This window comes from Niallia sp. XMNu-256 (assembly GCF_036670015.1).
Lineage (GTDB): Bacteria > Bacillota > Bacilli > Bacillales > Cytobacillaceae > Bacillus_BD.
In genome coordinates, this window is sequence record NZ_CP137637.1 from 90179 (window position 1) to 112601 (window position 22423).

At 33.2% G+C, this 22423-nt stretch carries 17 protein-coding genes and 1 pseudogene; 13 read left to right on the forward strand and 5 right to left on the reverse strand.

What is annotated here, in order from left to right:
• Positions 1-294: 294 nt before the first annotated feature.
• A complete protein-coding gene (locus tag R4Z10_RS21535) occupies positions 295-1071 on the reverse strand; it encodes an arylamine N-acetyltransferase (protein ID WP_338473327.1) in 777 nt (258 codons plus the stop codon).
• A gap of 569 nt (positions 1072-1640) precedes the next feature.
• On the opposite strand from R4Z10_RS21535, the pseudogene R4Z10_RS21540 reads away from it, so the two are divergent.
• Positions 1641-1793 (forward strand): annotated as a pseudogene (locus R4Z10_RS21540) (HU family DNA-binding protein); the annotation flags it as partial.
• 714 nt (positions 1794-2507) lie between these two features.
• A complete protein-coding gene (locus R4Z10_RS21545) occupies positions 2508-3638 on the forward strand; it encodes a M14 family zinc carboxypeptidase (RefSeq protein ID WP_338473328.1) in 1131 nt (376 codons plus the stop codon).
• A gap of 227 nt (positions 3639-3865) precedes the next feature.
• Here the strand turns inward: R4Z10_RS21545 and R4Z10_RS21550 are convergent, their stop codons facing one another.
• Entirely contained in the window at positions 3866-4165 is a 300-nt protein-coding gene (locus R4Z10_RS21550; RefSeq protein WP_338473329.1) for a hypothetical protein, read from the reverse strand.
• Between the two features lie 437 nt (positions 4166-4602).
• On the reverse strand, positions 4603-5706 hold the full coding sequence (locus tag R4Z10_RS21555) for a DUF4236 domain-containing protein (protein WP_338473330.1): 1104 nt from the start codon (positions 5704-5706) through the stop codon (positions 4603-4605).
• 167 nt (positions 5707-5873) lie between these two features.
• On the opposite strand from R4Z10_RS21555, the gene R4Z10_RS21560 reads away from it, so the two are divergent.
• The 11 genes from R4Z10_RS21560 to R4Z10_RS21610 all read left to right on the forward strand — a co-directional run bounded on the left by R4Z10_RS21560 (position 5874) and on the right by R4Z10_RS21610 (position 19454).
• Entirely contained in the window at positions 5874-6962 is a 1089-nt protein-coding gene (locus R4Z10_RS21560) for a YHYH domain-containing protein (RefSeq protein WP_338473331.1), read from the forward strand.
• The gene (locus R4Z10_RS21565) at positions 6952-7575 is read left to right on the forward strand and encodes a hypothetical protein (RefSeq protein WP_338473332.1); all 624 of its coding nucleotides are present in this window, start codon (positions 6952-6954) and stop codon (positions 7573-7575) included. The genes R4Z10_RS21560 and R4Z10_RS21565 overlap by 11 nt, the downstream gene beginning before the upstream one ends.
• Before the next feature lie 52 nt (positions 7576-7627).
• The gene (locus R4Z10_RS21570) at positions 7628-7822 is read left to right on the forward strand and encodes a hypothetical protein (protein WP_338473333.1); all 195 of its coding nucleotides are present in this window, start codon (positions 7628-7630) and stop codon (positions 7820-7822) included.
• Between the two features lie 368 nt (positions 7823-8190).
• Positions 8191-8787, forward strand: a complete 597-nt coding sequence (locus tag R4Z10_RS21575; RefSeq protein ID WP_338473334.1) for a hypothetical protein — start codon at positions 8191-8193, stop codon at positions 8785-8787.
• Between the two features lie 653 nt (positions 8788-9440).
• On the forward strand, positions 9441-10175 hold the full coding sequence (locus tag R4Z10_RS21580) for a DUF6710 family protein (protein WP_338473335.1): 735 nt from the start codon (positions 9441-9443) through the stop codon (positions 10173-10175).
• 798 nt (positions 10176-10973) lie between these two features.
• Entirely contained in the window at positions 10974-11882 is a 909-nt protein-coding gene (locus R4Z10_RS21585) for a DUF6731 family protein (protein WP_338473336.1), read from the forward strand.
• 21 nt (positions 11883-11903) lie between these two features.
• Entirely contained in the window at positions 11904-12419 is a 516-nt protein-coding gene (locus R4Z10_RS21590; protein ID WP_338473337.1) for a hypothetical protein, read from the forward strand.
• A gap of 260 nt (positions 12420-12679) precedes the next feature.
• Complete coding sequence (locus R4Z10_RS21595; RefSeq protein WP_338473338.1) at positions 12680-14818, forward strand: class I SAM-dependent DNA methyltransferase; 2139 nt, start codon at positions 12680-12682, stop codon at positions 14816-14818.
• Positions 14812-16245, forward strand: coding sequence for a restriction endonuclease subunit S (locus tag R4Z10_RS21600; RefSeq protein WP_338473339.1), 1434 nt, complete (start codon positions 14812-14814; stop codon positions 16243-16245). Before R4Z10_RS21595 ends, R4Z10_RS21600 begins: the two co-directional genes overlap by 7 nt.
• Positions 16245-19214: a type I restriction endonuclease gene (locus R4Z10_RS21605; protein ID WP_338473340.1), complete on the forward strand. Its 2970-nt coding sequence runs from the start codon at positions 16245-16247 to the stop codon at positions 19212-19214. The genes R4Z10_RS21600 and R4Z10_RS21605 overlap by 1 nt, the downstream gene beginning before the upstream one ends.
• 45 nt (positions 19215-19259) lie before the next feature.
• Entirely contained in the window at positions 19260-19454 is a 195-nt protein-coding gene (locus R4Z10_RS21610) for a PC4/YdbC family ssDNA-binding protein (protein ID WP_338473341.1), read from the forward strand.
• Positions 19455-19879: 425 nt separating this feature from the next.
• Here the strand turns inward: R4Z10_RS21610 and R4Z10_RS21615 are convergent, their stop codons facing one another.
• The gene (locus R4Z10_RS21615) at positions 19880-20785 is read right to left on the reverse strand and encodes a restriction endonuclease (RefSeq protein WP_338473342.1); all 906 of its coding nucleotides are present in this window, start codon (positions 20783-20785) and stop codon (positions 19880-19882) included.
• Positions 20786-21372: 587 nt separating this feature from the next.
• Positions 21373-22335, reverse strand: a complete 963-nt coding sequence (locus tag R4Z10_RS21620) for a DNA/RNA non-specific endonuclease (RefSeq protein WP_338473343.1) — start codon at positions 22333-22335, stop codon at positions 21373-21375.
• Positions 22336-22423: the final 88 nt, after the last annotated feature.

Consider the following 22423-nt stretch of genomic DNA (forward strand, 5'->3'; position numbering starts at 1 on the left):
CACCTACACAATCAAGCCTGATTTTAGATATTTAAATTAACTGAAAGTTGTCTGACATGATTACACGGAACATATCAAAAAGCTTTGGTTTAAATACCGACCTCCTTACTTTCCGTTATTTAGATCAAAAATGTGTAGCTTTAACATGGTTTTTGAGATAGAAATATTTGTTACAATAAAAAATTTCCCAACTAAAAAAATAAAGCCTAGCATTTGCAGACTTTATCAATAAACAAAATGAAATTAAGCAATCGCTATGAATTTTTGTGATCATTTTCTTTTTTATTGAGTGTTTTATACCCCAAAATGCTGTTTCAATAGCTCTTTGAACCTCGCGTTGTCAATTTTCTCTTTTGTAACTATTCCATCAATCCACTGTGTAAATGAATTATTTGTTAATGTTAAACTTCCTCTAGTTGTAAGTCGTGTGATTAAAGGTTTTTTGTTAAATGGAGATTCTTGGTGTTCGGCGATGATAGTTTGGATATCATTAAATTCCGATACATCGATTATAGGTTTCTTGGAATCGAAGGCATATCCTATTTTCCAATCTGTATCCTTATGTTTCAATTTCATTTCAAGAACATAGTCTCCATGTTCACTTTCCAATTTTCTAATCCGAAAATCACCATTATTAGAGGTTATGGTTTCCCCGGTTAAAGGAACAGGTTTTAATGGCAAATTCCCTCCAAAGCCTGTATCTATTAAGTATGTTTGTTTCTGGTGAGTTATAAGAATAGTTACATGAGTTCTTCCAAGTATTAGAAACTCTTGAATAGCATTTTCGTAAATAACTCCGCGTGCTAGGACTGAGTTAAAACCATTTTCGATTAAGAAGAAATAGAAAATCGAATTTAATTCATAACAAAGACCACCTTCTTTTTTGACTAGTATTTTATTGATTAAGTTTTCTTTAGTGATATCATTTGTTTTATTTTCAATAATACATAAATTTTCAAAAGGGATGCTTTTTGCTGTTTTTTCAAGAACGTTATCCAACGCTTCAAATGGAATACTCTCGTTTTCTGGAATACCGATTCTTTTACGAAATAAAGCATTCAGTTCATTCATTAATAATTCCTCCAATAATAGTTGGTTTTTAATTAATTCTCCTATCGGATAGCGAATGCCTTCAGTGTTTTGATTATTTTACACTACTTTTATTCCTTTTCAACAAACGGCTCTTTAATTGAATAATAACTTATTGTTTACTTATCGATTCTTTAATCCGTTCATCTTAACTTTATCTCCGAGTTTGGATTATAGTTTAGCCCCCGTCACAAAATTGGTCATTTTGGGGGTTCATTATTTGTAAGTATTCTACATTTTTATAAAAGTGCTTGATCATTTTATAGTTGTAATCTTCCACAAACGCGCCCGATTGTGGAACAAACTAAAGCACCCGTTCGTACCTGTCTTGTTACAGAGAATGTTTAATCATTCTTTGCAATCTATACTTTACATTTTATTGGTATCACTCAAGATCAAATGGACGAAGTTTATATTTCAATGAATTTATGAGGTATTTTATTAGTAATTCACTTATATAGAGGGGGAGCATTATCATACGCAGATTCAACGTTAAGCATTTGTGTCTAAGCCATTTCTTGTATCCTTATCGGTGGAACAACACAAGCTAACTGACACAGAAAGATGCAACAAAAGCAGTTGATGCGTTATTTGATACCATTTCTAACACACTTGCTGAAGGAGAAAAGCTCCAATTAATTGGATTTGGAACGTTTGAAGTACGTGAACGTTCAGCTCGTAAAGGTCGTAATCCACAAACCGGTTAAGAAATTGAGGTTGCTGCTTTTAAAGTTCCGGCTTTTAAACCAGGAAAAGAAGAACGACTGTTCTTCATCTATTACTGGCTCAGATTTAGGTTCAGGTGTAACTGTAGGAGTTTTATGACGTTGTATTTCCGTTGCTAGACTTTCCTTAATTATTCATCGTAATAGGCCAAAATTACCAAAAAATTGATTTTATTGATATACTATACTTATTACTCTTAGGAAAAAAAGGGGTAAAAAATAATGTCAAATATTAATAGTGTTCTAATTTATTTAAGATGACGATATTGCCGGAAATATATGGAATAGGGTTTGTACGATTTTTAGATAAAAGTGGGAATGAAATAGAAGAAAATTATTAGGAATTTCAAGTAACTGGAAACCCAATGATTTAGTAGATAATACACAGTTTCAAACAGAACATAAACTTAAAAATATGTATCCGAAAGAAAATCCTTTAATTAATGGAACAAATGTTGTTCTCATTTACCTGCTACTTCCAATGATTTCACTTTATAGACATGACAAAAGACCTTCCTAGCAAATCATCGCTGAAACTTACGACATATAAATCGGGGTTTAATTATTTGATAATTCGGACTTTTAGCTCTATTTTTTCAAAAGCTTTTTCCATACTATTTGTTTAATAGCCCGAAAAAATTTAGAGAGGAGTTTACTATCCATTAGGGCAAAAAAATAGAGAGAGGTAAAGTTATGAATTTATCCATTTTTAAAAAGACTAGTATTTTAACGGCAGTATTGCTGCTGGTATGCTCATCCCTTGCTTTTGCCTCAACAAATCCTGGCGGTCCATCAACAAAAGGACAAACAAATATTAGTTCAACTTTGTCGTATGACGAAGTGATAAAGATTCTAGGTGATATTGAACAATCCAGCAAGGGAAAAGTGGAAGTTTTCACTTTAGATCAATACGGTAAATCTGAAGCAGGCCGAAGCATTTATGCAGCAAAAGTTGGAACGGGCGCAAAAAAGATTTGGATTCAGGCCCAAATACATGGAAATGAAAAGTTAGTGACTGAGGCGGCTCTTGACTTATTGAAGACGTATGCAAGCAACAAATCAAAAGATGTTCAAAAAGTCTTGGCGGAATCTACCCTGTATTTTATCCCAATGTATAACCCGGACGGGGCGGAGATGAATACCCGTGGAACTAAAATTATGGCGACCGGCAAGTCCCTAGACTTAAATCGCGACTGGACGCTTGATGGGGGCTTTGCCGCAAAGGAATCACAAGCGGTATACGCATACTGGGCAGATGTAAAGCCAGACTTTGCTATAGACTTGCATCATCAAGGAATCAAGCAAGTGTATGGAACCAATGAAGCTACATCCTTCTCTCTTGGAGTGTCACTTGCTCCAAATGGACCAACATTACCAGCATACAAAAACTACAATGATGAAACGCGGCAAATGCTTGCGTATGTGTACGATAATTTGGAAGGATACGGATATACTCATATTGATCGCTATCAAATTGTCGACTCCGCTAAACAAGCAGGGTACGATATTGATATTAAAGGCGGTGTGGTATCGGCAATGATGATGGGATTAAACTATAACGGATTAAACCCTGACCACCACAGCCATCCTGCCGTTTTCTTTGAGACAAAAGGAAATACAACTGACGGAAGTTTAGGTCAAAAATCTAATGGTTATTTAACTAAACAAAATTACCTGGCGTTGAAATCTTTAGTTTATGGCTACGTGACAGGGGAAGTCTATAAGGTAGATCCAAACCACTGGAATGACATACCAGCATATCCGCTAGCGGGTTATTGGACAGATTATAATGGAATTGTTCCAATCGGAGAGTCAGGATATTAATCTCTAATAGATTTATAAAAAAGAGGAATCCACTTTATCGCAAGAAAAAAATATTTATATTTATTGTATTGAAAGCTAAAAAAGGCCCAGTCCCGACGTTTCCTTAGGAGGACAGAAAAATCTGGCTAACCTTATATTACGAACGGGTGCTTTAGCGAAAAAAAGACTGTCTTTTTGACGGTCTTTTTTGGTGAGATTAACACAAATACATTTTTGTAAAGTGCCTGCTACTTATTTATAGAGTTATTATTGCTCTCATCATGATTTTTTGAAGCTGTTTTGTCATCGACTTCAGCTCCCTCTACAATCTGGTTACCAATAGCACCGCCTGAAACACCGCCTATTACAGTACCAATTAGTCCAAATTGAGCACCTATCATAGCACCCGTAACGGCTCCATTAAGAGTTCCTGCTGCTGCTGCTTCACCAAAGTCACTCGCACCTTGATTAGCATTACTACCAGCTTGATTTTTGTCACTTTCTTCTACATTTCCACCAAAGTTATTGCGTTTGTTACTCTGATTCATCTATTCACTTCCTTGTTTATTAATGGGGAATATGCTAATGATGAAAGCACACCATCCTAAACATATACTACCCAGCTGATGTAGTTTTACTCGCTATATGTTGGTTCAAGTTATGGTTGTCTTAACGGCAGCCATTTTTTCTTATTCAATGATTTTTAATATATCTTCTTCTGCTTACTTCGTTTAACTAATGAATTGTAATCCCCCTTATGAATGATTAATTTTAATTCTTTGTACAATATAAAAAGAAGCAAAAACTTAAAAGTCTTCACTTCTTATGATAATAATTTATAAATCGGATAGAATGGCTTAAAAAAATATTTGTTGTAAATTTTGATTCTCATAACGCTAATATATCAATGTTTTCTGCCCCTGGGAGGATTTACGAATCCAACTGTACGGATGTTCTGGTTATTCAAAACAGGCTTTTATATTTACTATTCCGTAGGAGCAATTTTCTCGACTGAATCAAAACCCTTTGTTTTTCTAAAGTTCATATTATGTGGAAAGTTATTCATAGAGTTGGAACAATCAATGCTTTCAAAGTTTAACCTAGTTAAGATTTCTCGATCAATTTTAATAGAAAGAATTAACTTTTGTTCTTCGTGACCTGTTACGGTATTAAGCAGCTCGTCATACGCATGAATGATAACTGTTTTTAATGGGAGTAATGCGAATAAATCTCTAGCAATTCGAAGAATGCAGCTACAGACATAATCTTGTAGTAGTTCATAATATTGAGTTTTAGTCATTTGCTTAATTGATAGTTTACCTGTTTTCGTTAATTTCTTTTCCTCTTTAGGTATGACTTTTTCAGAATGAACTTCGAATGCGATTTCCATAAATGATGGGTCGTCTGTTGAAAACTCAAAACCACTACCAAATTCACTTAAGTCATCTAATGGGTTCATTTCTTCAATAACTTTGAAATAAGTATCGATATCACCAACTAGCACATTTTTTGCTAACTCTACAAGTTCCTCCCATTCTTTATATTTTTTTTCGTCTTCAACTTTAGCTTGCTCAATTTGCTTTGATAATCGATCATAAGCTTGCTCTTCTCTTTTAAATAACCATTCAAAAAATTTTGGCTTGTAATTTTCATAGTCTCTTATTGCCCTTTTTTGATTTAAACCAACCTCTTCAAGTTGATGGGGAGGTTGACTATTTATAATTTTTTTCCAGTCTACTTCATCATCGCACTCTTGATGGATTGATTTAACTAATTCACATTGATTTTCAAATATTTTAACTTCATATTTTGCACGTTCTTTTTCCTGTTCTTTTAATATCATTTTTTCTTGAGTCTTCAAACTTTGACGAGTTTGATAGGCTTTTGTTTTATAGGATCTGCCAGATGAGTTTGATGAAACATATGAAAGACCTGTTCCTGGAATACCTACACTTGTAGTTCGTCTGCCATTACTATTAATGCTGTAACGTAGACCTTTCCCTCCAAAACTAAGACCAGTACTTTTGTTACTGACATTTAGACGAATCCCAGGGGCAATTTTAAAGCTTTTTCGGAAACGTAATCCCATTTTAACCCATCCCTTTTTGGTAATTTTTAATCATAAATATATCTTTACATTACTATTATAGGATGTTTGGTCAAATTTTTTATAATAAAAATGGTAACTTAGACATATTTTTACAAATATAGTATTCTAGAAATATTAGAAAAAATTTATATAAGGGGGAAGAAAGTATGAGAAAACGTTTCATATCTTTAAGTAGTACTCTTTGCTGTTTAGTTCTTCTACTAATGCCATTATCAGCAAATGCCCACTCAGGTAGAACAGATAGTAGTGGGGGACACAATTGCTCAGATAAATCCATAGCTAAAGGTCTTTGCACAGGATATCATTATCATAATGGAGGAAGTGAGAGTAGCGGTGGAAGTAGTTCAGATACGTCTAGCAGCGGAAATACAACGCCATCAACTCCTACAGTTGCACCTGAACCTAAACCTAAACCTAAGCCAGTAATAGATGAAAAACAAGTACAGGCTGATCAACATTATAAAACTGCAAATGAACTATTTAACAATGGTGATTACCAAGGAACTATAAATGAATTAGAAAAGATTTATGAGTTAGGGAAAAATGGTAGTCAAACAGATTCTCTCGTTCAAAACTCTCTGAACAGAATCTATGGATTAGCAGAAACTGCAGTTAGCGAGAAAGATTATACAACAGCAAAGAAACATTTATCATATATCCAAAATTACAATCGTTCCAGTGAACAAATTAAACAAACCGCTAATACATTGTTGAAACAAATCAATATTAATGAGAAAGTTGGAGACCTAGTATCTAAGGCTACCATTGCTAAAAATGAAAATGATTATGAACAAACCTTAAAATTTATCCAAGAAGCACAGGAAGTTAAAGATTCAGAAGAGGTAAAAAATTTGTACAATGAGACTATTGAGTCATTAACTAATGATGCAAAAACAGCTTACCAGAAAAAAGAATATAAAAAGGCAAAGAGTTTTTACAATTTATTGGTTAGTGTCACATCAACCCCAGAATTAAAGGCTCAGTACCAAACCATGATACAGCAAATACAAGATGAGCAGTTACTTCAAGAAAGTTTTGGAATTGAAGTTACAGATTCTGAAGGAAATTCTCTCTTTAATCATTTAATGCAGGAAGAAAATGAAACACCATATAGTGAGAATGTAGTGCATAAACTTAAATCTTCTTTAGTAGAAGAGGCAGAAGATGTGATGAATTTTATTTTTAATATTAATATTAAACAATTGTTTAAAGGAGGTCAGAAAGATGCAGCCTGAGACAAACTTAAAACGTAGAACTCCAATTTTTCAGAAGGCTTGGTTTATGTGGTTCTGTTTAATTATTTTTCCTCCTATCGGTATTGTTCTTTTGTGGAGGCAAGGTAGATTTACAAAAGTCATACGTACTGTAGTAACTCTAATAGCTACTGCCTATTTTGTCTTTCCGATTATGGCTGTTATGACGACTACTCAACCACTGTATAATAACCAAAATGAATTCTTAGGGGCTTTCGATAAAGAAGTTAAAGAGTTAAAGTTGAATTATGCTTTAGAGAACCTAAAGGAAGAAGAGGAAACTATTACTGCGATGTTAGATGAGGATATTACCTTAATTGAAAATATTGATGAGAATGGTGGGGTACATGAGTTAATAATGGTAGGACAGGGGGAAGGAACGGATATCGTTCTCTCTATGGGAATGTTAATTGGTATGACTAATCCCGATCTTAATCAAGAAGAAGTAGGGCAAGTATTGAAAGATTTACGTTTGTTTGATGAGGATTATCAATATCAAAAGAATGAAACAACAGTAGAGAAAAATACAATTCGTTATAACTTAAAATACGATCAATCTGCTGGTGTAATCTTTAGTGTGTCAAAAGTAAATTAATATATAACAACCTCATTTTGAGGTTGTTTATATTTTATATTTTTTCATTTTCATGGACGCTAGAATGGGATTAGGACCTTACATCATTGGCATGATTGTTCGATATACTGATTTTCGGGGAATGTATTTAAGCTTAGCTTCTGTCGTCTTTTTATCGATTCTTTTGTATTATTTTATTCTATCAATTGTATTGAGATCTGCCAGCGGTCTCATTATCCTGGCTAACATCTTATTTATTTGCGTTTGAAGCCAAGTTTCTCTCTATCTATAACCTAATTAAAATAGACCATTCAGATATATATTCTGGATGAACTTATAATACGAAGGACGCGATTGTTACACAAATCATCAATTTTAACGACAGCGCGCATGTTTTATAGATTACAAGATTAAGAGAGGTAAAGTTTGCTAACCGTAGGGAGGTAGCACATTTCATTTTATTATAACTAAGCTCTATTAAAATTGTTGGTTTTCTTGTTAATAACGGGTGCTTCACTTAAATAAGAGGGCTTGCTGATGCATCCCTTTTCTTATTGAACTGCTCGTAGTTCAATTTATATTTATTAAATGAATTATCCAACTCTTGTCGAAATATTTATAGTAGGAGGTGATTATATGGAATTACGTGATCGATTGAAACCATATTATGATGCTTTAGTTAAAGGTATAGAAGCTGAAAATTGGTATTTATCGTTGATGGCTGCATTAACATTACCAGACATTTGTACTTCGTTGGAGGGTAAAAGAAAGCCAGATGATTATGTTGAATGGTTTGATAACTACGTTAAGCAATATAAGATAACAATATATCGTAGTGAGAACGACCAAGTTACTACTCTTCCAAATGGTGGGACAATGACAAAAAGGAAAAAACCTTTTACTCCAATAGAGGTAGAAACACCACATGTGTTTTTAACTGGTGTAATTGCTTATGCTTTACGTTGTGCTTTTCTACATAATGGTGATGGAGAAGTTGCAAATCAACGGATTACTAAACATCCGAATAATCAAAATTTTTTGTTAGGTATTAAGAAGGTTAAGTTTCTTGCAAAACCAACAAATTTAGCGATTGAACAAACAGATAGTACAGTTCTTTTAAATCCTAAAATTTATTGCCAGGCCATTTTAGAAGGCATTGATAAATGGATCATTGATAATGAGTATAATCAAAAGGTTTTAGATAATACTGAAGAACTTATAATCTTCGAATGATTGTTAATCTATTTTTGGTATAGCTACACATTTTGGACATTCAAATTAGGGAAAAATGCCCTTGTTCAACAATCGGGTGCTATCCTGCATAAAAAGGATATGCACCAATTTTTCATTTTAGGGCCATTACCTTTAATATTTTAGCTTGTAAAAATAGAAATAATTTTTCTACAAGCTTTTTTTGATTATATCGTATAAATTCCTCTAAAAGATAATAAAATACTGCACTAATGGTTCCGTATATTATAAATTCTTTAGGGGATTGCAATGAGAAAATAAGCATAGCAAGGCAATATATAATAGATTTTATTACTAGAAGATTAATTGTTAAGAAACCACTTTTGCTTATAATTTCAGAAATTAATGATGATAATGAACCATACATAAAAACAAATAGAAATGCATAAGAAGCCACAAATAACAATGTATAAAATGTTTCGGAATATTCATTAATAAATCGAGGTGCTATAAAAATAGTTGTAAATATTGAAATAATAATATAAGTTATAAAATTCCTTAATAAGTATGTTTTCGTTTCAACAAAACCTTTTTAATCTATTTTAATAAAGGAAATAGTAAATTAATCTAAATTTGTAGGAATTTTAAAAATAATGTCGTAATCATAATATATTAAAAGTAAAAAGGAGAAAATCATGCTAAGTTTTTTTAAATCCAAAAAGGTAAATACTAAAAGTGAAGAAAATACTAAAAATGAAGAAGATACTAAAAGTGAGGAACATCTTCAAAATTATAAAAACATTTTATTCGTTGCTACTACAATATTAGAAAGTGATAACCCTCACCGTATATACGACCTTATTTATTCTTTAGGAAAACCGTACCAATTTGAAGTAATAAATATGTGTATTAAAGGAAAGCCTTTATCAAGAGATTCGGCTTTTTGTATTGAACATCTATTTTTCAAAAATGGCAATAAGCATTTTCAATTTAAAAAAACAGATGAAACAGGCAATTCTATAAATTATACTAGCTGCAAGAAAAAGACTACAATTCATCCCTCAGACTCTCTTATATTTGCTTTTCCTTGGAAAACAAGTCGCTTATTGGACGCGTTTAATAATATCGGTGAAAAGGTAGGAGATAAATGGAAACAGGACCCTTTGAATCATAAAGTTGTTCTTATTCACCCTTTGAATATTGGATATGTAGACAATGGAAACCATTCAACTGTAATGAATATTATTAATAATGAAGCGCCTATGTATGTTACGGCTGAATTAAATCTAGCACCTATTTATGAAGAATTATATACTGATGGACAATACTTTAGGAGAATAAAAGATAAGCAAGAAGTAGATAAAGTTGCATCTGTTGAGTTTGCTGCAATTTTTGAAATTGGGAAACTCATTTTAAGGAATAAAGTCTAAACTTAGTAAAGCCATCAAATTTTTTGGCATAGAGTGTTTCTCAAAAACAATATTAATATTCTTATATAGCCGATTGATTTTATTAATAAATCAGTCGGTTTTTTAGTACCATGAAAGTAAAGGGGTGAACCTACCTTTGAACGAATCTTTGCTTCAGAATTAGCCCCATCGTTTGCGAAAAAGATTGAATATAGAAGTACCTTAATATAGTATTATAGGTAATAATAACCGTGGGTGAATATTCGGAATGTATTGAGTTGATATTGGAATAGTTCATTAGAAAGAGAGTAAATATGCATGAATTTTAACCATATTGAAACTAAAACCGTCTAGTATGGGATTTAATATTTTAATTATAGGAAAGGTTTTCAGAAAAAAATTAATTTTAGTTTTAGTTTAACAATTAAGTGAATTGATATGAAAATTAAATAAATACCCGTTATTAAATAAGTGCCAGTCAATTGAAACAGCCTTTGATCTTCAACAATCGGGCGCGATTGTCGAGCAACACAGGTAGAAAATGATCAACCTTTTTTATAATCGAAACTTAAATCTGCTGGATAAGAATCCTTTTTGATTATTTTTTTTCAAAAGGGATTCTTTTTATTTAATAGACACCCTAATCATACACTCGAAACCTAGTCTTAATAATAATGATTAGGTGATTGTTTAAGGTGTACCCTAAATAGACATTAAAGGAAAAATATAAAACAATGGATCTCTTTATGAATCTGGGAAAATTGCAGGATAATTTCTCCTATTGTCGAAATTTTATATAGTATAAAAGGGGGAGAAACTTTGGCAAGGGCTATTAGATTTGATTATTTTAAGGTTTATGCAAGTCAATATAATGAGCAAGAAGAAATAATGGATGAAAGAGTTTGTGATTTGACTAATGTTTTAACACAAGCCCAGGCAATTCCTACAAGAGAAAGAGTATATAGAGTTGGAAATGACCAAGCCAGATTACAAGATATTCAACAGAAAAATAATAAATGGGAAATGCACTTTGTTCGAATAAGAAAAGATGGATTCCCAATCAAAACAAATGATGATGGAACCTTTGGTTTCTTTGACGATTTAGGCGAGGATGAGGGCTTTGGTGAGGAAGTTTCTGTACTATATGATCCAACTAATTGCGTAATAATGATACGGAGAAATATGCACAGTTTATCACCATCTGCAATAGCAAATTATTTTACTGATGTTGTAAATGACCCTAGTTTTACAGTTTTCTTTAAACCATTAGTTCACCCTAGAGCAATGGAGCTTTTAAAAAAAGACCACTTGATAAGAGGTGCTGAAGTTTCTATTGCAGATGTAAAGAATGCCTTACCTACAACAAAAAGGTCACTTGGTCAAATCATTAGTGGGGCAAATGATTTGAATGAATCGGTTGGGGTAACCTTCAAAATAAGTATTCAACCAAAGGGCTCTAAGAAAAATAGTCGTTTACCAGTTTACGAAGAACTTGAGGATATGGCAAGTGACCCTAATGTTAGTAAAATTGAAGTTCGAAAAAAGGCTAATGAAAATGCTAAGGTGGAAACAGTTGATTTAATTCAGCATAGACTATATGATTTCCATAATTTCTCTGGAAATGACATAAGTCCTGAATCGAGAAATATATTACATACTACGGTTGTAAATAGAATGCAAATACTTTACAGAACAAGGATAGATGATATAAATAATACCTACGTGTAAGTACGTGTAAGGAGGAAACCAATGGCAAAACTATGGGAAAGTTGTTATCCATATGTGTTTGCAATTATCTTTGGGGTAATGGTTTACTTTTTCGGGTGGGAAATTTCTGATGTTAATAAATTTGACCTTATACTTAATGCTACGGTTACGTTAAGTTCCATTATTATAGCGTTTCTAGGAACCATGATTTCAATTCTTTTAACGTTAACTAATGCAAAGGTAATGCAGAGAATAAGGGATAACGGTGCCCATAACACCTTAACTGCATATATTTCACAAGCAATAGTAGCAGGGTTGATTTTAGTAATTTATTCAATGACCTTATTTATGTTTATGGATTATGAGGGAAAGTATGCAAACATCTTACTAATTGCATTTGTGTTACTCATCACCTTCTTATTCTTCTCTTCCTATAGAATAATGTATGTTATTTCTAACATATTGAAATCGGTATTAAATGAGCAGAGACAAGGGGAACAGGAGAGTTCACCGGTATTTAGACCTTCAATAAATAGAGATAGTCATAACCAAGATTAATCCTGTTTTGGGTATACTGCTCTTTTCTTTTAAAAACATCTAAATTTTTATCTCAGATTTATCAAAAATTAGCACCTATACTTTTGGGGATGACTGTTTGCAGGTTACCCAAAAGTATAGGTGCTTTTTTACCCATGAAATACAATCATTTATGTAAAAATAATGGTAATAACCTCCTGGAATCTCAAAAGTGACCAATGATATGATACTATTAAACTAAGTATTTATGTATAAATGGTATATAAACTGGAGGAACAAACGTGAATAATCAAACATATAATCAAATTGTTAGTTTTATCTGGAGCATTGCAGATGATTGCCTTCGTGACGTTTATGTACGGGGTAAATATAGAGATGTAATTTTACCAATGACAGTTATTCGTCGACTTGATGCAGTTCTTGAGCCTACAAAAGAGGCAGTATTGCAGATGAAAGATGCATTGGATAAAGCAGAAGTAGTGAATCAGACAGCTGCACTCTGTAATATAGCAGGACAAGCTTTTTGTAATTCTTCACCTTTTACATTAAAAGACCTTAAGTCGAGAGCTAAACAACAACATCTTAAGGCTGATTTTATAGCATATTTGGATGGTTTCTCACCAAATGTGCAAGAAATACTCGAAAAGTTTAAATTTAGAAATCAAATCGACACGATGATTGAAGCAGACATTCTAGGTGCGGTTATTGAGAAGTTTGTAAGTCCTAAGATTAACCTGAGTCCTAGCCCAATCTTAGACGATAATGGTGAGATTCAAATTCCAGGGCTTGATAATCATACGATGGGGGTAATCTTCGAGGAACTTATCCGTAAATTTAACGAAGAAAACAATGAGGAAGCAGGAGAACACTTTACACCTCGTGATGTAGTTGAACTTATGGCAGATATTACGTTCTTACCAGTAGCAGATAAAATTAAAGATGCACCGTATCTTGTATATGATGGAGCTTGTGGAACGGGTGGTATGTTAACTATTGCAGATGAACGGTTACATCAATTAGCTAACGAGCATAACAAAAGTATTACTACTTATTTATATGGACAAGAGATTAATCCAGAAACGTATGCAATAACTAAAGCTGATATGCTCATTAAAGGTGAGGCTATACAGGATGACCAAGTTGCCTATGGTTCTACATTATCTAATGACGGATTTCCAACTTATAATTTTGATTTTATGTTATCAAATCCACCATACGGTAAGAGTTGGAAAACAGACTTAGAGCGTCTTGGGGGTAAATCAGGTATCTTTGACACTCGCTTTATTGTATCTCATGCAGGAGAGCCGGAATTTAAGATGATTCCACGCTCAAGTGATGGACAGATGTTATTCTTGGCAAACAAAATAAGCAAAATGAAACATGATACAGAACTTGGTAGTCGGATTGTGGAAGTCCATAATGGTTCTTCACTTTTTACAGGTGATGCAGGGCAAGGTGAAAGTAATCTTAGAAGATACATTATTGAAAACGATTGGCTTGAAGCGATTATCGCATTACCTGAAAATATGTTTTACAACACAGGTATTGCAACTTATATCTGGATTGTTACTAATAGGAAAGCACCACATAGACGAGGAAAAGTTCAACTAATAGATGCAACAGAGCTAAAGAATCCACTTAGAAAGAACTTGGGTAACAAGAACTGTGAATTTACACCTGAAATTAGAAAGAAGATTTCGGACATGCTCATCGACTTTGAACACAATGAGCAGTCTATGATATTTGAAAACGAAGAGTTTGGTTACCATAAGATTACAGTTGAAAGACCTTTACGTTTAAGTATAAATCTATCAAAAGAAAACCTAGAAAACTTTGCGATAATCTGTGAGCAGCAAAAAGAAATAGATTTAATGTCTGTTATTTATGCAGTAGCTGAGAAATTCCAATACACTACAATTACTAACTTTAACTTGTTCGTAAAGGAATTAAGTAAGATAGCAGCTGAATTAAATATAAAGCTACCAGCTAAGAGGTTAAATCTTATAAAAAATAGTCTAGCTCTTATTGATGAGAATGCAGAAAAAGTAATCAAAAAAATACACAAGCCAGGGAAAGTAGTAGTAAATCCACTATACGGCTTTTTTAATACAACGATTGATGATAAGCAATGTGTTGTGGAGTATGAGGTTGATAACAATTTAAGAGATACGGAACAAATACCTCTACTTCATGAAGGTGGTATTGAGCAATTTTTCAAAGATGAAGTATTAACTTTCGCACCAGATGCATGGATTGATGAAAGTAAAATACAGATAGGTTATGAAATTAACTTTTCAAGATACTTTTACAAACCAGTAAAACTTCGTACACTCGATGAAATTAAAGCAGATATTTATAAACTTGAGATTGAAGCTGAAGGATTATTAGAGCAGGTAATAGGAAGGAGAGAGTTATGCTAGAGAACCTTTCCACTTATTTAGAGTATAAAGATTCTGGTCATCCTTCATTTGGACAAATCCCAAAACATTGGAAACTCCTTAGGAATGGTCAAATCTTCTCACAGCGAAATCAGACAGGCTTTCCAGATTTACCGATTTTGGAGGTATCTTTGAAGACAGGGGTTCGTGTGAGGAACTTTGAAAATTCGAAGCGAAAGCAAGTCATGAGTGATCGTGAAAAATACAAACGTGCACTCAATGGAGATATTGCTTACAATATGATGAGGATGTGGCAAGGAGCTGTTGGGGTTGCTCCTGTTGATGGTTTAGTAAGTCCGGCATATGTAGTTGCGAGTCCATTATCAGAAGTAGACAGTCGATATTATTCATACCTGTTTCGAACTCAAACCTACATGAATGAAGTAAAAAAATATTCACATGGAATAGTTGCAGATCGAAACAGGCTATATTGGGATGAGTTTAAGCAAATACCGTCATTATTTCCACCAAGTAATGAACAGAAGAAAATCTCCGATTTTTTAGATTACTATAGTAGAAAGGTTTCCCGACTTGTTCGGATTAAGAAAAGACAGGCCGAGTTACTAAGAGAATTAAAAGAAGCTATTATAACCAGTGCAGTAACACGAGGAGTAAATTCTGAAGTGCGGCTAAAGCCTTCTGGTGTTGCTTGGCTTGGAGATATTCCAGAGCATTGGGAACCAATGCGTGTAAAAAATTGTATTGATAGTGTTGCTAACGGCACTTGGGGAGAAGATCCCAACGAGGGGAATGCAGTTAATCATTTAATTTGTGTAAGAGTTGCGGATTTCGATAGGGACCATTTATCTGTTTCTAAAGAAAAACTCACGGTTAGAAGTGTAGAAAAAAGCAAAAATCTCAGTCGTATTCTAAAAAAGGGAGACTTGTTAATTGAAAAATCAGGTGGTGGTGATAAACAACCAGTTGGTCGAGTAGTATTGTTTAACGAAGATTATGTCGCTGTTTGTTCTAATTTTATAACCAAAGTTAGTGTGGATTCTGAGCTTATTAAAAGCGAGTACCTTTTGCTTTATCTTCATGCTTTAAATCTTTTAAGGCTCACTTTACCACATATTACACAGACAACAGGTATACAAAATCTAAATGAAAAAAGTTATTTTAATACCATTATTGCTTTACCTCCACTTGAAGAGCAACAGGCTATTGTTAAAAGTATTAATCAAAAAGTGGATGTTTTAAATAAAAGTATAAGAAGTATTAATAAAGAAATTGACCTGATCACTGAGTACCATACCAGTCTAATTTCTGATGTGATAACAGGTAAAATAGATGTACGGGACTTTGCCGTGGATGAGATATATGAAGACGAACTAGATCCTACAGATCTTGATGAAGAATTAGTTGATGAAACCGAGGGAGTTGAAGATATCGAGGAGTGTGAGGGATAATGCCATCTAACACCAAAGAGTCAGGATTAGAAAGGCTTATTGTAGATTATCTTGTTAAGAATAATGGTTATGAACTAGGGCAAAACAATGACTACAACAAAGAATATGCAATAGATGAAACTCGTTTATTCAAGTTTTTACAGGATACTCAACCAGATCAACTTGAAAAATTAGGTGTATTTAAAAGTGATGTTAACAAGACTAAGTTTTTGAATCGTTTACAAGGAGAAATTACTAAGAACGGTATCATTGATGTTCTTAGAAGCGGTATAAAAATGTATCCAGTAACACTGGATTTATTTTATCTAACACCTTCTCAGGAAAATGCCAAAGCAAGAGAATTGTATAATAAAAATATCTTTAGTGTTACCAGACAACTGATGTATTCACGAGATAATACAAGGCTTGCTCTTGATTTTGCCATTTTCATTAATGGTCTACCGGTTATAACTTGCGAATTGAAAAATAGACTGACAAAGCAAAATGTTGATGATGCAGTATATCAATACCAAACTGACCGAGATCCAAGAGAGCTGTTATTTAACTTTGGTAGATGTATGGTTCATTTTGCTGTTGATGATAACGAGATTAAGATGTGTACAAAGCTTGAAGGAAAAAAGTCTTGGTTCCTACCTTTTAATAAAGGTCATAAAGATGGTGCAGGAAATCCACCAAATCCGAACGGTATTAAAACAGACTATCTTTGGAAAGAGATATTAGTCAAAGATGAGCTAGCAAATATTATCGAAAATTATGCTCAAATTGTTGAAGAGAAAGACGAGGAAACTAAGAAGGTTAAGAGAAAACAAATATTCCCTCGATATCATCAGCTTTCTGGGGTAGAGGCTATTTTAGCTGATGTAAGCAAGAAAGGTGTTGGACAGAGGTATCTTATTCAACACAGTGCTGGTAGTGGGAAATCAAATTCAATTGCTTGGCTTGCCCATCAACTTGTTTCGCTAACTAAAGATGGGAAAAATATTTTTGACTCTATTATTGTTGTTACGGATAGGGTTAACCTAGATAAGCAGATTAAGAATACGATTAAAAGCTTTATGCAAGTGTCTAATACAGTAGGTCATGCTGAAAGTTCAGGAGACTTAAAAAAGCTTCTTCAAGATGGCAAGAAAATTATCATTACAATTGTTCATAAATTTCCCTATATTCTTGAGGATATAGGGAATCAGCATAGAAAAAATAACTTTGCCATTATCATTGATGAAGCTCACTCAAGCCAAAGTGGGAATATGTCTGCGAAAATGAACATGGCTTTATCTGGTAAATATGAGGATCGCGATGAAGAGACTATTGAGGATAAGATAGTGAAAATATTAGAGGGTAGAAAAATGCTCACGAATGCTAGTTACTTTGCATTTACTGCTACACCTAAAAATAAAACTCTAGAAATGTTCGGTGTTCCTTATGAAGCAGACGGAAAAATAAAACACAAGCCGTTTCATGTATACACAATGAAACAAGCTACTCAAGAAAGATTTATCATTGATGTTCTTAGAGATTATACTCCAATAAAGAGTTACTATAAGATTGCTAAAATAGTAGAAGATGACCCGATGTTTGATAAGAAAAAGGCTCAGAAAAAGTTAAGAAAGTATGTAGAGTCGAACGAAAAGGCAATTGAGTTAAAATCAGAAATCATGGTTGACCATTTCCACGAGCAAGTTATTGCCAAGGGTAAAATTGGTGGAAAGGCTCGTGCTATGGTTGTTACGAGCAGTATTGAGAGGGCAATACAATATTACTATTCTATAACAGCCTATTTAGAAAAGAGAAAGAGCTCATTCAAAGCAATTGTAGCTTTTTCTGGGGAAAAAGAATTCGGTGGTAAAAAGTTAACAGAGAGTACCATTAATGGTTTTCCAAGTAATGAAATCGAGAAGAAGCTTAAAAGAGACCCTTATAGAATTTTGGTCGTTGCCAATAAGTTTCAAACGGGGTATGATGAGCCACTTCTCCATACAATGTATGTAGATAAAGTTTTAACAGATATTAAAGCGGTTCAGACGTTATCTAGGCTTAATAGAGCACATCCACAAAAACATGATACATTTGTTTTAGACTTTGCTAATGAGACAGATATTATAAAAGAAGCATTTTCAAAATATTATCAGACTACGATTCTTTCTGATGAAACTGACCCAGATAAATTAAATGATATTGAAAGCGATATTAGAAGATATCATGTATTTACTGATTATCATATAGATACAATCGTAGAGCTTTACTTGAATGGTGCAGATAGGGATAAACTTGACCCAATTTTAGATGTTAGTGCAAAAAACTACGAAGATGAATTAGACGAAAGTGAACAAATAGATTTTAAGAGTAAGGCGAAAGCATTTACTCGGACATATGGCTTTTTAGCATCAATTTTGCCTTATGGTAATGCTGAGTGGGAAAAACTATCTATATTTTTAAATCTTTTAATACCGAAACTTCCTGCACCCAAGGAAGAAGATTTATCAAAAGGAATTCTTGAAGCAATTGATTTAGATAGTTATAGGGCAGAAGCACAGGCGAAAATGTCTATTGTTCTGGAAGATTCACCATATTATGAAATTGACCCTGTTCCCACAACCGCTGGGGGTGGGAAGCCTGACCCAGAACTTGATTTATTAAGTAACATTTTATCAACTTTTCATGACCTTTTCGGAAATATTCCTTGGAAGGATGAAGACCATGTCAAAAAGCATATTGCATCCATTCCTGAAATTGTAGCAAAAGATAAGGATTATCAAAATGCTATGAAAAATTCTGATAAACAAAATGCTAAAATTGAAAGTCAAAAAGCGGTAAATAAAGCGGTTTTCAACTTAATGACTGATAATATAGAAATCTTTAAGCAGTATAATGATAATGACTCGTTTAAAAAGTGGCTCTCTGATATGGTGTTTAGTGTTACTTACAATACAGATGGTGAAATATTTACTGGAAATCCTGAAATAGAATAATTATTGGGTGTTAAATTCAATTATTGAGTTAAAGGATGAAATTTAATGGCGGACCTTAAATATGAAATTATTGAAACCATTGGGGTTCTATCTGAATCAGCAAAGGGATGGAAAAAAGAACTTAACCTAATTAGTTGGAATGGTAGTGAACCTAAATATGACCTTAGAGATTGGTCAGAAAATCATGAGAAGATGGGTAAAGGCGTAACTTTATCAAAAGAGGAAGCAGCAAGTTTATAAAGTTTATTAAATAACATTGGGTGAAGTAATTGCTTAAGGTAGCCAATTAAGCAGCACCTATTCTAACAGTTTTGACTATTTAATAGTCAACGAAAAGAATAGGTGCATTTTTTTTGCTCTTTTTCAGATTTAGGAACAAATGAGGGGACATAGAAAAATGATTTTACCTTGAATGGAAGAACGGTCAAATAAAGGCTGTAGAATTTATCGATCTTGTGGGAATGAAAATATCACCTTTTATAAAAAGATTAATGAATATGAATTACTTAATCAACCATCTAATTAAATTAATCCCGGTTTATCCTTTATTCTAGTAAAAAAGGAGTTTTTATTTGTTGCTTTAAAATAAAGTTTGATCATTACTGTGATCCTTCTTAATTAAAGGTCTGATTGTTGAATAGCCATTTTGATTTCTTTATTAAGTACTAATTAATGTTAATTTCTTTAATAATATTTCTTAATTCATCATCTGTAATTAGTTTATCAATATGACCAAATTGGTCTTTTAATAATAATTTGGCTTTACCTTGCGAGTGAATTTCAATTGTTTCAATAGTTTCTGAAAATGGAATATCATAAGTGATTCCCAATATTTCTATTAGAAATCCAGATATAGAAATATATCGGCCTTTCAAATAGAATGTTCCCTTTGCGTTAAAACTAGAGTTACCTCCGAAGTTGTTCGAAGTTAATTCCTTTACTGTTGTAATTACATTTCTATTATCATCATAAATTTCTTCAATACTTAGTTTCATTCCTCCTTGTTCTAGTTGTCCTGATTCAATCAATCTAGTTATTTCAACTTGTCCTGAATCGGAAAATAACGGTGTGAATTTTGCTTTTTTATAAATAGGCAGTAATATATGCATTTCTATTGTAATAATCATTATCCGACCTTGCTCATCTAACTCGGTTGATGGTTTTAAATTAAAGAGCTTTATCTCTTTTCCAAATATTTTTTGACTTGCTTCTGCATATTTCTTTGCTGGTTTGGTATAGTCTGTTGCCGAAAAAAATATTCCCCCATCAATATCTGGTAAATCAACTAGTGCTCCTCCTAACTTTTGTAAATCTGCCCGTCCAACTTTTGCACCTTTAACAGTATAGTCTTTCGCTTCTCCCATTTCCTTTTTGGATTGTTGCTCCAATAATACGTCAATTTGATATAATGTTTCACTGAATGTACCTCTCATTTTTTCATCATGCTTAACTTGGCTCCCTTTTCCCAATAATTTAGTAACAGCTGCTGCAAGTATCTCATATGCTTCTCCAGCCTTCTTAGGTTTATATTCAAAGATTTCTTCAAATAATAAATCAATTGGTGAACTCAAGATTATTTCCTCCATAGCATGATATTTTAACGATAAGGTTTCAAAAATTATTAGATAAACATTTGTTACATTAAACCCTTTTTCAATTTTATTAAAGAAGATAGTTTCTCGTTTTCTATTTCCATTTAGGAACCGAGAGTTGATAAATAATCAGCAATCCTTTGTTGCTCGGAATAGGAAGGGATTCTTATCACTGCATTACCAAAATTAATTTTGCTTATTCTTTTTCGGGTACTCCCTGTACTTAAATTATTCATCATAGCCCAAACCTTTTCGAATTTAACAATTGGTTAACAGAATTTGTATTATATTTGTTTTCATACTCTAAATATTACAACATCTACTGAAGTTATCATTTTTTCAGAAGGACGTGGTACGACACAAGCCCTTCCGATTGGTTCGACTAGTCTAAAAATTAAAATATCTCCTTTTTTAACTTCTTTACACTTTAATTCATTGAAGTTTTCTTAAGGAGGAAGGATAAAAAGCCTTTCTCCTGTACAGACACCCATTTGCAAAATGTAATAAATCGTCCAACGAGGAAAATGTTCTTTCGTTCATATATTTTGCCTCAAAGTTCTATGAGCTTACTCACCTACCATACCATCATTATCACGATCGTCCATATATGGGTATAACCAATGATCACTCGTTATTGGCATACTAAAGCCTGCTTCTTTTGCTTCTTTAATCGTCACCTGTCCATTACCGTTTGAATCAACGCTAGAAATATCACCGCTTGTGTTTGAATTAGTTGAATTAGAAGACTCACTACCTGTTAAACCGAGTGATTCATTTACTTCATCAGGGTTCACATTGTCAAATGTATCAACAATCTCGTTACCCATTAAAGTATAGGTATACTGATAACTTGAAGGAATCTGCGTTTCCGTATTCGGATATGTGATAATTGCTTCAAAATTTGTAGCTCCACCTGCTCTACTGATCGCGTCTTCCATATAGGCTTGATCACCGTGTCGGTTGAGCGTACTATCTTGTGGGGTAATATTATAAGCATTTGCTACCCCTCCTAGAGAATCAGCAATGACATGTCCTTCATCTAAAACGTCACTTTCAACACCTGGAACCTTTGCCTCATCAGAATAGTATCTGCCAGACGATAATACAGGTTCGTTACTGTCATCTTGTAGAACGATTTCGTCAGCAATGACACGTACTAGTTGCCCGTATTCATTAGTAAATGCCCAATATTCACGGTCCCCATAACCAATGTCTACGACGACGTTAGGTTCACGATACCCAGACAAATCACCACCATCAACTTCAATAAGTTTGTATCCCGAAAATAGTTCATTATTTGGTTGGGTTGTTTTTTCCTCCGCAACCGGAACATTCGGTGTTTCCTCAACTACTGGTTCATCAACAACCGTAGTGACAGTTTCTTCTTTTTTTGCATTATTTTTATTTTCAACTGTTACTTCTTGTGAATCTGTTTCTACATCTGTATTGGATGAATCTTCTACGTTGGTACAACCAACCATAAAGATGATCGTTAAAAGTAAGATTAAATAGTTCATTTTCTTTTTCACTTTAGGACTCTCCTATAATAGTTTTATATTATTCATTCTAAAAACGGTGACTTTCAACTTTTCCCCAAAACCTATTTTGTCTTATTCT

Excerpts from the sequence above, each read along its gene's own strand:
- R4Z10_RS21535 (WP_338473327.1), bottom strand. The coding sequence starts at position 1,071 with ATGAATGAACTGAATGCTTTATTTCGTAAAAGAATCGGTATTCCAGAA.
- R4Z10_RS21545 (WP_338473328.1), top strand. The coding sequence starts at position 2,508 with ATGAATTTATCCATTTTTAAAAAGACTAGTATTTTAACGGCAGTATTG.
- R4Z10_RS21550 (WP_338473329.1), bottom strand. The coding sequence starts at position 4,165 with ATGAATCAGAGTAACAAACGCAATAACTTTGGTGGAAATGTAGAAGAA.
- R4Z10_RS21555 (WP_338473330.1), bottom strand. The coding sequence starts at position 5,706 with ATGGGATTACGTTTCCGAAAAAGCTTTAAAATTGCCCCTGGGATTCGT.
- R4Z10_RS21560 (WP_338473331.1), top strand. The coding sequence starts at position 5,874 with ATGAGAAAACGTTTCATATCTTTAAGTAGTACTCTTTGCTGTTTAGTT.
- R4Z10_RS21565 (WP_338473332.1), top strand. The coding sequence starts at position 6,952 with ATGCAGCCTGAGACAAACTTAAAACGTAGAACTCCAATTTTTCAGAAG.
- R4Z10_RS21570 (WP_338473333.1), top strand. The coding sequence starts at position 7,628 with ATGGACGCTAGAATGGGATTAGGACCTTACATCATTGGCATGATTGTT.
- R4Z10_RS21575 (WP_338473334.1), top strand. The coding sequence starts at position 8,191 with ATGGAATTACGTGATCGATTGAAACCATATTATGATGCTTTAGTTAAA.
- R4Z10_RS21580 (WP_338473335.1), top strand. The coding sequence starts at position 9,441 with ATGCTAAGTTTTTTTAAATCCAAAAAGGTAAATACTAAAAGTGAAGAA.
- R4Z10_RS21590 (WP_338473337.1), top strand. The coding sequence starts at position 11,904 with ATGGCAAAACTATGGGAAAGTTGTTATCCATATGTGTTTGCAATTATC.
- R4Z10_RS21600 (WP_338473339.1), top strand. The coding sequence starts at position 14,812 with ATGCTAGAGAACCTTTCCACTTATTTAGAGTATAAAGATTCTGGTCAT.
- R4Z10_RS21605 (WP_338473340.1), top strand. The coding sequence starts at position 16,245 with ATGCCATCTAACACCAAAGAGTCAGGATTAGAAAGGCTTATTGTAGAT.
- R4Z10_RS21610 (WP_338473341.1), top strand. The coding sequence starts at position 19,260 with ATGGCGGACCTTAAATATGAAATTATTGAAACCATTGGGGTTCTATCT.